Source organism: Dactylosporangium sp. NBC_01737 (genome assembly GCF_035963215.1).
Classification (GTDB): domain Bacteria; phylum Actinomycetota; class Actinomycetes; order Mycobacteriales; family Micromonosporaceae; genus Dactylosporangium.
Genome location: NZ_CP109153.1, coordinates 9,056,542 through 9,069,696 on the forward strand (window position 1 = coordinate 9,056,542; position 13,155 = coordinate 9,069,696).

Below are 13,155 nucleotides of genomic sequence, written 5' to 3' on the forward strand. Positions count from 1 at the left end.
TCCCTGACGGTGGCCGCCGGCCCTTTCCTGTCGTACCCCGCCGGTAGGTTCCTCGGCATGACGGGGGTCGTGCGGCTACTGCGGCAGTTGTTCCAGCGCGGCTTCCGCGCGGGCCTCCGCGCCCGCGTAGTGCAGCTTCCGGGCGACCAGCAGGGCCGCTTCGGCCTCGTCCTGGTCACCGGTGGCGAGGGCGTGGACGCGGCGCAGGTCGGGTTCGGCGAAGCCGGTCTGCCCCGGCAGGCCGCCCTCGAGGGCCTTGCCGGCGACGGCGGCCGCCTCCGCCGTGCGCCGCAGCGTCAGGCAGGCGTCGGCGTGCAGCGCCTCGAGCCGGCCGAACCTGCGCATTGCCTCGCCCAGGTGGGTGCGGCCCTCGACGATCCGGGCGAGCCCGCCCTCGTCGCCGGCGCGGACCTCGGCCCAGCCGAGCAGGATCGCCGACATCGCCCGGTATTCCAGGTGCCCGCCGCGCACCGCGAGCTGCAGCGTCGTGCGGGCGGCCTCGGCGGTCGCGGGCGCGTCGTAGCGGTCCGCCGCCACGGACGCGGCGTAGTGGCTGACGTACATCTCCAGGAACGGCTCACCCACGCGGGCGGCGCGTTCCCTGGCGGCCCGCAGGTGCTTGGCGGCGGTCGCGTGGTCGCCGAGCATGCCGCACACGATCGCCGCGGGTGCCTGCGCCCCGATGACCGGGTCCCAGTTCACGATCGGAAACTTCGGCAGGTCCCCGGCGGGCAGCGCGTCCAGGGCGGTGTCGAAGCACTCGCGGGCCTTCGGCAGGTCCAGCACCGCCAGGGCCGCCGCGCCCTCGTGCACCTCGGCCACGATCGACGCCCACGGGTCGGTGCTGCCGTGCTCGCTCGCCGAGCGGGCCATCGCGACCGCCCGCGCGACGTCACCGGATGCGGTGTGGAACGACGCGTATCCCCACAGCGCCGGCAGGATGTCCAGCACCGGCCGGCCGCGCAGCCGCACCAGCAGCGGCTCCATGGCGGCGTACTGGGCCGTCACGAAGGGCGCCAGGTAGCCGTCGGTCGCCTGGTGCATGTAGGCGAGCCGGATGCGCAGGTCCAGCTCCGCGACGTCGCGCCGCTCCCCGGCCGGCGCCCGGTGCAGCACGCCGACGGCCTCCTCCAGCAGCCCCGAGGCCTCCTCGTGGGCCGTCTGCTCGTATGCCTCGCCGGCCGCCTCGATCAGCGCCGGCACCACGTCGAAGGGCGACAGCACCGGCAGTGCGGCCCGCAGGTGCGCGGCCAGCTCCGGCACCGTCGCGAGGCCCGTGTCCCGCAGCGCCTGCGCGGCCCGCGCGTGCAGCCTCGCTCGCCTGAGCGGCCCCTGGTCGAGGTAGGCGGTCTGCCGCACCAGGTCGTGGGAGAAACGCAGCAGCCCCGGGTCGTCGGTCGCGGTCAGGATGCCGCTGACCACGGCGGTGTCGAGGGTGTCGAAGAGCGCCAGCTCGTCGATCTGCACGACCTCGCGCAGCACCGGCACCGACACGTCCCGGCCGAGCACCGACGCGACGGCGATGACGGCGTTGACCTGCCCGGGCAGCTTGGCGAGCCGCCTGCGGACGACCTCCTGCACCCGCACCGGCACGTGCTCCGGCGCCAGGGTGTGCTCGGCGACCAGCACCCGCAGCAGCTCGACCACGAAGAACGGGTTGCCGCCGGTGCGGTCCAGCAGCATCGCCACGGTCTGCTCCGGCACGTCGGCGCCGGTCACGTCCCGCGCCAGGGCCGCGACTCCGTCGGCGCCGAGGCCCTGCAGCGGCATCCGCACTGCCGACGGGTCGGCGAGCAGCTCGCCGAGCGCGCCGGCCAGGGGCGCGTCCGGGGCGAGTTCGGCCTCCCGGTATCCGACCGCCAGGAGCACCCGACTGCGCCGGACCGCCGTGGCGAACATGGTCAGCAGCACCGTCGACGGCGCGTCCAGCCAGTGCGCGTCGTCGACGATGAGCACCAGCGGCCGGTGCGCGGCGAGGCGGCACAGCCCGTCGACGATGCCCTGATACAGCCGCGACCTGGCCAGCTCCGGGTCGGCGATGCGCTCGGCGGCCGCCAGCGGCAGCGCCTCGATGAGCGTCGGGTCCAGGACGGCGGGCAGATTGCCGTAGGGCGCGAACGCGACGGCCAGGGCCTCGGCCGCGTCGGGGGCGGCGGCGATGGAGCGCAGGATCTGCGCCCACGGCAGGAACACGGGCGGTGCCTCACCGTCGACGCCGGTGCCGGTGCCGACGAGGGCGGCGGCCGCCCGGGCGGACAGCTCGCGCAGCAACGCGGACTTGCCGATGCCGGGGCTGCCGGACACGAGCAGCAGGCGTCCGCGGCCGGTGGCGGTGCTGGTCAGGAGCCCGTCGACGGTGCGCAGTTCAGCGTCACGCCCGACCAGCCCACCGTCGTCGCCGACGTCCCGGCCGCCTGATTGCCGGTGATCCGGCGCGCCGATGCCTGCGTGGCTCTGGCCGGGCGCACCGCTCCCCGGGCCGCTCCAGCCCGCGCCGCCCGCACCGCTCCCACCCGCAACGCCCACGCCCGCGACGCCCGCACCCGCACTGTTCCAGCCCGCGCCGCTCCAGCCCGCGCCGCCCGGGGCCGCACTGCTCCCACCCGCAACGCCCGTGCCCGTGCCCGCGCCCGTAACGCCCGTGCCCGCACCACCCGCGCTCGCGCCGCTCCAGCCGGCACCGCTCCCACCTGCACCACCCGCACCCGCGCCGCTCCCGCCACTCCCGCCCGCACCGCCCGCGCCGCTCCAGCCTGCGCCACTCCCACCTGCATCGCCCGCGCCCGCAGCGCCCGCACTGGCACCACCCGCACCCGCACCCGCTCCGCTCCCACCTGCACCGGCCGCGCCGCTCCCGGCCGCACCACTCCCGGGCGCACCACTCCAGCCCGCGCCTGCACCGCTCCCGGCCGCACCGCTCCAGCCTGCACTGCCCTCGCCCGCACCGCTCTCGCCCGTGCCGCCCGCGCTGCTCCAGCCCGCGGCGCCCCAACTGGTCGCGCCGGGAGCGGTTGCCGCTCCCTGGCCACTGGCGCCGGTGGCTGACGTGCTGGTGGCTCCACCGGCGCTGCCACTTTGAGCGGACATTTCGGATATGTCCGTGCTGCTCGGGCGGATCGGGGCCGCGGGTGGTGGGGGTGCGGTCAGGTGTGCGGCCTGGCGCAGGATGTCCTGCTCCAGCTGTTGCAGCGCCGGTCCGGGTTCGATGCCGAGCTCGTCGACCAGTCCCGCACGGGCCCGGCCGTACGCGGCGAGGGCCTCGGCCTGCCGGCCGGAGCGGTACAGGGCGAGCATCAGCTGGCCCCACAGCCGCTCCCGGTACGGCGCCTCCGCGAGCGCGCTCTCGCTCAGGTACGCCACCTCCGCGGAACGGCCGAGTCGCAGCAGGGCCTCGGAGCGCTCCTCGACGGCGATCAGTCGCAGTTCCTGCAGGCGGCCACGTTCGGCCCGGGCCAGGGGCGAGTCGCCCAGCTCCGGCAGCGGGTCGGCGCGCCACAGGTGCAGGGCGTCCGTGAGCACTCGCAGCGCCTCCGCCGGGTCGGTGCCGGTGCGGGCGTGCTCGACGGCCGCGGCGAAGCGGGCGGCGTCGATCGCGTCGGCCGGCACCATCAGCTGGTACCCGGGGGCGCGGCTGACCAGGACGGTCGAGCGGTCGCGGGCCGTCCGGCCGGGTTCCAGGGCGCGGCGCAGCCGGGAGACGTACGCCTGGAGGGAGGCGATCGCGCGCTCCGGCGGCTCGTCGGCCCACAGCTCGTCGATCAGCCGCTGCACCGACACGGTCCGGCCGGGCTGCATCGTCAGCATCGCCAGCACGGCGCGCTGCTTCGGGGTGCCGGTGTCCACCGGCCCGCGCTCCCCGACCACCTCGAGCGGGCCCAGGATCCGAATCTGCAGGATGCGAAACTCCCGGAACTCCACCTCGGCCGCGGAGGTCTACAACTCCACGGCGAACGACCCGTCGTCGAACGGTCCGAAGCCCGCTCGACGCAGCAGCTCCTCGCCGTGCGCCAGAGGCGCCGCGACGAGCCTACGGGCTGGACCGGCCCGCAGGGCGTCCACCAACGAGATCAGCACCTGAACGGCGAGGTCGCTGCGTCCGCCCGGCGTCACGAGACCGACCAGTCGGACGATGGACTCCCCCGGTCGCACGGCGGCGAGCGCCGCCGCGGGCTGCTCGTCGCCGTCGGCCGGGTCGATGAGCTCCCACCACTCGAGCCCGTCGAACAGGAACTCGTCCACGACGGACACGCCGAGCGCGAGCCGGGTCACGGCGCGCCGCCCGGGCGGTACGCGCCGCACCAGCCGCATTTCTTCTCCCACCGCCACAGCAAACCCGGCCCGACTTGCAAACGGCTTGCCACCCTTTCCACTTGGTAGCGTCGCAGGTGTGACGCGTGATGAGCTGATCGCACATTGCCTGGCGAAGCCCGGGGCGTGGCAGGACATGCCGTGGGAGGGCGACGTCGTCGTCAAGGTGGGGACGAAGATCTTCGCGTTCCTGGGCGGGGGCGGTGAGGGCGCCGACCGGGCGAGCGTGGGTGTCAAGTGCGCGCCGACGCGGGAGGTCGCCGACGAGTGGCTGCAGCGGTTCCCGGACGACGCGGCAGCGATGCCGTACATCGGGCGGTCCGGGTGGAACTCGCTGACGGTCGGCGGGGCGATCCCCGACGAGGAGATCCTCGAGGCGGTCGACGAGTCGTACCGGTGGGTGGTGTCCAAGCTGCCGAAGAAGGACCGGCCGCAGTAACGGCGGACCCATCCGTACCAGGGTCGTCTCCGAACAACATTCATGGATTCGGGGACGGTCGCCGGGCGGTACCGGCTGCTGCGCGTCATCGGCACGGGCGGGATGAGCCGGGTCTGGCTGGCGCGTGACGAGATCCTCGCACGGGAGGTCGCGGTCAAGGAGGTCCTCGCGATGCCCGGGTTGCCGCCGGGGCAGGCCGACCTGTGGGCCAGGACGATCGCCGAGGGGCGGGCCGCCGCGCGGCTGGCGCATCCGAACGTGGTGCGGGTCTACGACGTGCTGTTCACCGGCGGGCGGCCGTGGATCGTGATGGAGTACGTGCGGTCGCGCTCCCTCGAGGACGTGGTGCGCGGGGACGGGCCGCTCGAACCCGACGTCGCGGCACGGGTGGGGCTGGCGGTGCTGGACGGGCTCGCCGCGGCGCACCGGGCCGGGGTGCTGCACCGCGACGTCAAGCCGCCCAACGTGCTCATCACCGACGACGGGCGGGTCCTGCTCGGCGACTTCGGCATCGCGGTCCTGCACGACGAGGTCGACGGGCCGGAGACGCTGCTCATCGCGTCACCGAGCTATGTGGCGCCGGAGCGGGTGCGGGACCACGTGTCCAGCGTCGAGACCGATCTGTGGTCGTTCGGCGCCACGGTGTACTGGTGTGTCGAAGGCCGTCCGCCCTATGGGCGCGCGACCACGGCGGAGGTGCTCGCGGCGCTGGCCGCGGGGCCGCCGGATCCGGTGGAGCGGGCCGGGCCGCTGCGGGAGGTCCTCGAGGGGTTGCTGCGGCGCGACCCGGCGGAGCGGCTGACGGCCCAGCAGGCCAGGGCGATGCTCGCGGACGTGGCGCCGGTGCAGCAGTCCTCGGTGGTGCCGGCGCTGGTCGCCCCGCTCGCCGCGACCATGCGGCTGTTCCGGGCGGCCGCGGCGCCGGTACCGGCGCCCGCACCCGTGGTGCCGGGGCCGGTGGACGGGCCGGACGGTGTGCAGGAGGACCGGCGCCGGACGGTCGCGCGGATCCTCGTGGCGGCGCTCGGGGTGCTGCTGGTCGCGGGTGGGGTCGTGGGCCTGCTGTCGGCGACCGGCGGTGACGGGCGGCCGGTGTTCGTCGACCGCGGGCAGAGCGCGCAGGACGGCGGGTCCGGGCCCGGCGGCGAGGCGACGAACGGGGCGGCCGCCGCGGCACGGGCGGCCGCCAGCTGTGCGGACGGGGCCGTTCCGCCCGGGGTCGCGCTGCTGGGCACCGGCCCGGCCGGTGGCGGCCCAGCGGGCACCGGAGCGGGCGGACCTGTTTCCGGCCCGGCGGCCACCGGAGCGGGCGGTGCCGGCGGGCCGGGCGGCGGTTCCCCGTTGCCTGGTGGGGTGGGGCTGCCGGCGGGGTGGGTGTGGCAGGACGATCCCGGCGGGTTCCGGATCGGGCGTCCCCGCGACTGGGTCCGGGCCGCCGGCGACGGCGTGGTGTGCTTCCTCGACCCGGCCGGCGGGCAGCGGCTCACCGTCGGCGTGGGGCCCGTCGCGGTGGCCGACCGGGTTGCGTACTGGCGGGCCGCCGAGCAGGACCTGCTGCGGCTCGGCCCGCCCGCCGGATACGCCTCGATCAGCATCAGTCCGGTGGTGTACGCACGGGGCGCCGCCGACTGGGAGTTCACCTACGACGGGGCGGGCGGGGCGCGGTGGCACACGCAGCGGCGGCTGTTCGGGGTGGGCGACGGGCGTGAGCTGACGCTGTCGTGGACGACGGGCGACGGGGTGTGGGGTCCCGGGCAGGGGGCGTTCCGTGCGTTCGCCGCGTCGTTCGAGGCACGCTGAAAGCATGGCGGTGCGACGGGCCACGGTGGCGGCGCTCGGGGTGCTGCTCGTCCTGGCCGCCGGCGGGTTGAGCCGGGCAACCACACCGCCCACGGGGCCGGGTGGGGCGACCGCCCCGCCGGCCGGCGTTCAAGACGGTTCGCCGCCTTCTTTGGTGGCGGGAGGCGCCAGTCGTAAACCTGGAGCAGCGGCAACCGCGATGGACGGATCGCCTCCGGTGAGGGTCTGGATTCCCCGGTTGCGCGTGGACAGCGGGCTCGTCGCGTTGACGCTGCTGGGTGACGGCACGATGGAGGTGCCGGACGACGCTTCGACGGTGGGGTGGTTCACGGGGGTGCCGACGCCCGGGTCGAGCGGTCCGGCCGTCCTCGCCGGGCACGTCGATCGGCGCGGGCGGGACGGGGCGTTCGCGCGGCTCGCCACGCTCGTCGCCGGGGACGAGGTGCGGGTGGAGCGGCTGGACGGCAGCGTGGCGGTGTTCGCGGTGACGACGTCGGGGCGGTACCCGAAGGACCGGTTCCCCACCGACGCCGTCTACGGGCCGATCGACCACGCGGGGCTGCGGCTCATCACGTGCGGCGGCGAGTTCGACCGCGCGACGGGGCACTACCGCGACAACATCGTCGTCTGGGCCGTGCTGCGCCCGTGAATCGCCCGCCTGCGTGCCACCGGCAGACTAGGTTGGAAGGGGCCTGGGGGCGACGCGGCGGGGGAAACACGCGTGCCGAATCCGATCGCGGTCACACTGCGCCGGCAGTTCGTCTGGCTCGTCATCGTGCTGCTGTCGGTCGGCGCCGCGCGGTTCGTCGGCGGGCAGTACCTCGGCGACGTCTACGACGGGCAGCTGCGGCGCATCGCCGACGCCGCCCATGCCAACCAGCGGATCCTGCAGGACCTCACCGACGTCGAGACCGGGGTCCGCGGGTATCAGCTGACCGGCGACCCGCTGTTCCTGTCGCCGTTTCGCACCGGCGCCGCCGACTATCCCCTGGCGCGCGCCGCGGCGCTGCGCGCGGCGCCCGACGACCGCACCCGGGTCCTCGTCCGCGACCAGGACCAGCTGGCGCAGCAGTGGCTGGCGCAGGTCGCGCTGCCGATCAGCGCGCTGCCGCCGGGGTACCCGGGCATCGACGCGGACCGCAGCGCCCGGGGCAAGGAGCTCTTCGACGCCGTCCGCGCCGCGAACGCGGCCGTGGCCACCGCCGTCGAGGAGGCGCACCGGGCGGCGAGGGCGTCGTACCGCACCGCGAGCACCGTCCTCGAGGCGGCGCTCGCCGTGCTGGCGCTGCTGTCGGTGCTGGTCGCGCTGCGCATCCACCGGGCCGCCAAGCGGATGCTCCTCGCGCCGCTCGCCGCGCTGCAGGACCCGCTCGACCGGCGCGCCGGCGGCGACCTGACCGCCCGGGCCGCCGTCACCGGGCCGCCGGAGGTGCAGCGGCTCGGCGCCGCCCTCAACGCCGGGCTCGACGAGGCCGGCCGGGCCCGCGAGCGCACCGTCGCCGCGGCCGAGGCGGTGGCCGCGCAGAAGGCGTACCTCGACCAGGTCCTCGACGTCATCGAGGTCGCCGTGCTCACCTGCGACACCGACGGCCGGATCGTGCACCTCAATCGAGTCGCCCGCGGCCGGCGCGCGGACGGGGTGCCGCAGACGATCGCCGACCTCGACCCCGTCCACGTGCCCGGCACGGGGGCCGCCGACCCGCGGCCGCACCCGCTGGCACGCGCGCTGGCCGGGGACGCCGTCACCGCCCAGGAGATGGCGCTCGTCGGTGCCGCCGGCGAGCGGCGGGTCGTGGCCGACGCCCGCCCGCTGCGCGACGACGCCGGCCGGGTCATCGGCGCCGTCCTCACCGGCTATGACGTCACCGACCTGCGCGAACGCGAGGCGGACCTGGCCGCGTTCGCCGCGATCGCCGCGCACGACCTGCGCTCGCCGCTGACGACGATCTCGGGGTACACGGAGATCCTCGCCGAGAGCCTCACCGACCCCGACGACGCCGCGGTCGTCACCCGCATCGGCTCGGGCGTGGAGCGCATGCGGAGGCTGATCGACGATCTCCTCGCGTACGCCACCGCCCGCGACGCGCCGCTGGAGCCCGCGCCGGTCGACCTGTCCTCGCTGGTCGCGTCGATCTCGCCCGTCGTGCGCGTCGCGGGCCCGCTGCCGGTCCTGGACGCCGACGCGGGGATGATGCGGCGGCTGTTCGAGCACCTGATCGGCAACGCGCTCAAGTACACCCCGCCGGGTCGCCCCGCCGACGTCTGCGTGTCCGCGTCGCCGTCGCCGTCACCGTCGGCTGGTGGGGGCGTGCGCGTGACCGTCGCCGACCGCGGCATCGGTATCCCCGCCTCGCAGCGGGCCCAGGTGTTCACGTCATTCCACCGCGTGCACGGTTACTCCGGTACCGGTCTGGGCCTGGCCATCTGCCAGCGGATCGTCACCCGCCACGGCGGCACGATCACCGCCGCGGACAACCCGGGCGGCGGGACCTGCATCCACGTCGACCTGCCGACCGCGTGCGTCGCGCAGCCGGTCGGCTCATGACCGCTTCCTGTACGAGTACCTGTCCATGCCCAGCACGATCACGTCGTCCGGCTTCGACGCGCTCATCCGCGTGCTGTAGCCGCCGCTCGTGCCGGGCACGCCGCGCAGGTCGAGCTCGACGATGTTGCGTTGATCCTCGTCGCCGCCGATCGGCGAGGTGATCCGCCAGGTCCCGGTGCACGACCAGGGGCCCGCCGCGCCGGACGCCTCCGACGCCGGCAGCACGTCGGCCGGAAGGTCCCGCGCGGCCAGCGTCCCGTCCGCGGCGAACACGAACGTGCCCGCGCCCTCCGTCGCGGTCCAGGTGCCGATCACCTGCTGCTCGGTGACGTCCACGGGCAGCGGCGGGCCGAAGATGTCGCCCATCGCGCACGCGGGCAGCAGGCACGTCAGCACCAGCAGCAGCGTGCGGCCTCGGTGAGCCATGCTCCGGACGATCGCGTGCCCACCGGTACGCCGTCAACGGCCGCCGCGCAATCTCCCCAACCTCTTCACGCCCCTGCCGGCGACTGCTTCGTGACCGTCGCCTTCGTCCGCCCGGCGATTGCCACGACCAGTGCGAGGGCCGCGGCGATGACGAGGAGGCCGACCGGGTCGACGAGCCGCGTGCCGTGCTCCCACGGAGGGGCGCTGTTGCGGACCCAGCCGTGCCCGAGCGGCAGGAGCCCGTCGATCGCGGCGGCCACGACGGCGGCCGTGACCATCGCCGCGACCACCGCTCCGATGACCGCCGCCGTGCTCGTGGTCCGGCCGTCCCCGGACGGCTGCGACCGGCCGCGTTCGATGAGGCGGGCGGCGATGACACCGGTCGCCAGCATCGCCAGGACCGCGGGCACGTTGCTCGCCGCGACCCAGGGCGCGACCGCCGCGAGGCCGAGCCACACCGCCGCCGCCGCAAACCCGCACCCGGCGGCGATGCCGACCGCGGCCGGCCGGAGCCCGGTGTGCCGGCCGGTCACCCGCACCACGGCGAGCAGAACCAGCCCGAGCAGGAGCACCCACACGACGAGGACGGTCGTGGCGTCACTGGTCCGCGGTCCCCCGTCGCGCGTGATCGGCGGCAGCACCCGGAACAGCTGCGTCACCCCCAGCACCTCGAACGCGACCACGCACCCGACCGCGCCCCGGACCACGGCGCCGAGGCTCCCCCGCGCCGCAGCCGGCCCGACCGGGACCGCTGTGACGAGGATGAGCACCGCGACCGCCGCGATCATGAACTCGACGCGGTGGCGCAGCACCTCGAACCCGACGTCCCGCGCCAGCACCGCCGCCGCGACCAGCGCACCCGCGGCCGCCAACCACAGCAGCGCCGCCCCCACGTACCCGACCACCTTCGCCATGGTCCGTAACTCTATCTAGATAGAGTTATTCGCGGAAGCCCCTCGTTTGATGACACTGCTGAGCGAAGGTGACGTCCTCGAAGCGGCCGACGTCGCCGTGATCGGCGAGGTCCTGACCTCCGGCGACGCGGGCATCGACGGGTCGCCGAGATGCACCTCTATGCGGATGCGGGCATCGGCCGGCATCTGCTGCTGGAGCAGGAGCCGTCAGCGCTGCGGCTGCTCACGGTTCGACGGAGCGCACCACGTCGAGCATGCGGCCGTAAGCGGCGGCGGAGTCCTTGAGGTCGAGGTGCCCTTCCGATCAGGGGCAGCCGGACCTGGCCGTCAGCGAGGTGACGCGCGCACAGGTTGCCGGGCCGGCGGGGGCGGACAGGCGGTGGGTGGCGGCGAGACCGATCCCGGCGAGGGACAGCAGCGAGGCCGCGACGAGCAGGAATGGTGCGAGGAATGTCCGGATCGTGCCGTGCTCTGCCAGGTCGTCGGTATCCAAACGCTGCTCCGTCGCTCGTCGGAAGGGTCGGCCACGGTGAGACTAGCCGCAATGCCGCCGTCCGGGTAAGGCGGCACTTGTCCTGTGGTGATGCGGGAACCGGCGGCCGGCGTGGGGACGCGGAGGTGCGCCGATCCTGCCGCCGCGATGTCCCACAATCCCGGGCCTGGCGGAGCGTCCGGGCATCGCAACGGCAGGATCGGCGCGGCCCCTGGCCGGATGGGGCGGACCACGCCTGCCGGCGCTGCGAGGAGGCATCGAGACGTCGGCAGGCAAACGGTTCGTCGGACCGGCCAAAGAGGGCAACGGGGCAAGCGTCAGGGGCGCACGACGGCGCGGGCGGCGGTCGGGGTGTCGGCAGCGAGGGCGGCCTTGGCGAACTGGACGCATTCGTCGTAGGTGTGGGTGGACAGGGCCTCGCGGACGGCCGGAATGCTGCGGGCGGCCATCGACAGGCTGGTGATGCCGAGGCCGACGAGGACGAGGGCGAAGTCGGGGTCGGCGGCCGACTCGCCGCAGACGCCGACGGGCTTGCCGGCTTCGCGGCCGGCGGTGGCGCAGGCGGCGATGAGGGCGATGAGGGCCGGCTGCCAGGGGTCGAGGAGTTCGGCGAGGTCGCCGCACATCCGGTCGGCGGCGAAGGTGTACTGGCTCAGGTCGTTGGTGCCGATGCTGAGAAAGTCGACGTCGCGCAGGACGGTGCCGGCGCGCAGGGCGGCGGCGGGGACCTCGATCATGACGCCGGCGGTGCGCAGGCCGTGGTCGCGGCAGGTGGCGGCGAAGGCGGTGGCCTCGGCGGCGGTGGCGACCATCGGGGCCATGACCCAGACGTCGGCCGGCGTCGTCGCGGCGGCGGCGGCGATCGCGGAGAGCTGGGTGTCCAGGACGGAGGGCATGGCACGGGCGACGCGCAGGCCGCGGATGCCCAGCGCCGGGTTGGGTTCGTCGGCGAGGTGCAGGAACGGCAGGGGCTTGTCGGCGCCGGCGTCCAGGGTGCGCACGACGACCTTGCGGCCGGGCAGGGCGGCGAAGACCTCTGCGTACGCCGTGACCTGCTCCTCGAACGACGGGGGGTCGGTGCGGTCGAGGTAGAGCAGCTCGGTGCGGAACAGGCCGACGCCTTCGACGTCGACGCCGGCGGGCAGGTCGCGGGCGGAGCCGATGTTGGCCAGGAGCGCCACGGAGTGGCCGTCGGCGGTCGCGCCGGGGCCGCTGGAGGCCGAGCGGCGGTCGAGCAGGGCCCGCTGCGCGTCGTTGACCGATTTGACGGACATGTCGGATATGTCTACCGCGACGGCGCCGGACGAGCCGTCCAGGCTCACCAGTACGCCATCCGGAATGTCCAGCACAGCGCCGCAGCGGACCACGGCGGGGATGCCGAGGGTCCGGGCCAGGATCGCGGTGTGGCTGGTCGGGCCGCCCTCTGCGGTGATCAGGCCCAGCACGACCGAGGGGTCGAGGCCGGCCGTGTCGGCGGGGGCGAGGTCGCGGGCCACGAGGATGAACGGGTGGCCGGGTGACGGCACCCCGGGCATCGGCAGGCCCAGGCACGCTGCGACGAGCCGGTCCCGCAGGTCGTCGAGGTCGCTGACGCGTTCGGCGAGGTATCCCCCGGCGGCCTCGAAGGCGGCACGGTGCTCGGCGAGCGCGTCGGTGATCGCGTGGGGCGCGTCGGCGCCGCCGTCGATCGCAGTGTCGACGGCGTCCAGGAGTGTCTCGTCGGCGGCCATGAGGACCTGGGCGCGCAGGACCTCGGCCGCGGTGGCGTCCGCGGCGGCGTCGGCGCGGCGGGTCAGGTCGGCCGCGACGGTGGTGACGGCGGCACGGGCGCGGGCCCGTTCGGCGGCGATGTCGATGACCGGCGGCGCCGGCGGAGCGGGGGCGGCGGGGCCAGCCGGTGGACCGGCCCCGCCGCACGCCCGGGACTCACGCCGATGCCCGAGAGGTCACCCATCTTCGGCGTCCAGGTCCCGCTCCAGGAGGGCGGCGAGCGCGTCGACGGCGTCCTGCGCGCCGTCGCCGTCGGCCTCCAGGGTCACCTCGGTGCCCTTCTTCGCGCCGAGCGACAGCACGGAGAGCATGCTGCGGGCCGGCACGGGCTTCTTCTCACCGGTGCGGATGGTGACCTGCACCGGCTGCTTCGCGGCCGCGGCGACGAACAGCGCGGCGGGACGCGCGTGCAGGCCGCTGGCGGAGCCGACGAGGACGGTCCGAGTGGGCATCGCAAACC

Annotated in this window: 10 protein-coding genes and 1 pseudogene; 4 read left to right on the plus strand and 7 right to left on the minus strand. The window is 75.2% G+C overall.

Features of this window, described 5'->3' with window-relative positions; all coding sequences use genetic code 11:
- Positions 1-75 precede the first annotated feature (75 nt).
- Together OHA72_RS41260 and OHA72_RS41265 are read right to left on the minus strand one after the other, a co-directional pair.
- Complete coding sequence (locus tag OHA72_RS41260; protein ID WP_327001519.1) at positions 76-3,918, minus strand: ATP-binding protein; 3,843 nt, start codon at positions 3,916-3,918, stop codon at positions 76-78.
- A gap of 15 nt (positions 3,919-3,933) precedes the next feature.
- Positions 3,934-4,308 (minus strand): hypothetical protein, encoded by a 375-nt coding sequence (locus OHA72_RS41265; protein WP_327001520.1) that lies wholly within the window; start codon positions 4,306-4,308, stop codon positions 3,934-3,936.
- A 79-nt stretch (positions 4,309-4,387) separates the two neighbouring features.
- Between OHA72_RS41265 and OHA72_RS41270 the strand changes: the two genes are divergently transcribed.
- The 4 genes from OHA72_RS41270 to OHA72_RS41285 all read left to right on the plus strand — a co-directional run bounded on the left by OHA72_RS41270 (position 4,388) and on the right by OHA72_RS41285 (position 9,092).
- Positions 4,388-4,747 (plus strand): MmcQ/YjbR family DNA-binding protein, encoded by a 360-nt coding sequence (locus tag OHA72_RS41270; RefSeq protein WP_327001521.1) that lies wholly within the window; start codon positions 4,388-4,390, stop codon positions 4,745-4,747.
- 42 nt (positions 4,748-4,789) lie between these two features.
- Positions 4,790-6,547, plus strand: coding sequence for a serine/threonine-protein kinase (locus tag OHA72_RS41275; protein WP_327001522.1), 1,758 nt, complete (start codon positions 4,790-4,792; stop codon positions 6,545-6,547).
- A 217-nt stretch (positions 6,548-6,764) separates the two neighbouring features.
- Positions 6,765-7,196 carry a class F sortase gene (locus OHA72_RS41280; RefSeq protein WP_327001523.1) on the plus strand — a complete coding sequence of 144 codons (432 nt, stop codon included), beginning with the start codon at positions 6,765-6,767 and terminating at the stop codon, positions 7,194-7,196.
- 72 nt (positions 7,197-7,268) lie between these two features.
- Positions 7,269-9,092 carry an ATP-binding protein gene (locus OHA72_RS41285; RefSeq protein WP_327001524.1) on the plus strand — a complete coding sequence of 608 codons (1,824 nt, stop codon included), beginning with the start codon at positions 7,269-7,271 and terminating at the stop codon, positions 9,090-9,092.
- On the opposite strand, the gene OHA72_RS41290 is transcribed toward OHA72_RS41285, so the two are convergent.
- From OHA72_RS41290 to OHA72_RS41310, 5 genes and pseudogenes are all read right to left on the minus strand, one after another.
- A complete protein-coding gene (locus tag OHA72_RS41290) occupies positions 9,087-9,518 on the minus strand; it encodes a hypothetical protein (protein ID WP_327001525.1) in 432 nt (143 codons plus the stop codon). The genes OHA72_RS41285 and OHA72_RS41290 overlap by 6 nt on opposite strands.
- Positions 9,519-9,583: 65 nt before the next feature.
- The gene (locus OHA72_RS41295) at positions 9,584-10,432 is read right to left on the minus strand and encodes a hypothetical protein (protein ID WP_327001526.1); all 849 of its coding nucleotides are present in this window, start codon (positions 10,430-10,432) and stop codon (positions 9,584-9,586) included.
- Positions 10,433-10,736: 304 nt separating this feature from the next.
- The gene (locus OHA72_RS41300) at positions 10,737-10,925 is read right to left on the minus strand and encodes a hypothetical protein (protein WP_327001527.1); all 189 of its coding nucleotides are present in this window, start codon (positions 10,923-10,925) and stop codon (positions 10,737-10,739) included.
- Positions 10,926-11,242: 317 nt separating this feature from the next.
- Positions 11,243-12,879 (minus strand): annotated as a pseudogene (gene ptsP, locus OHA72_RS41305) (phosphoenolpyruvate--protein phosphotransferase).
- Complete coding sequence (locus OHA72_RS41310; RefSeq protein WP_327001528.1) at positions 12,872-13,147, minus strand: HPr family phosphocarrier protein; 276 nt, start codon at positions 13,145-13,147, stop codon at positions 12,872-12,874. Before OHA72_RS41310 ends, ptsP begins: the two are co-directional and overlap by 8 nt.
- Between the last annotated feature and the right edge of the window lie 8 nt (positions 13,148-13,155).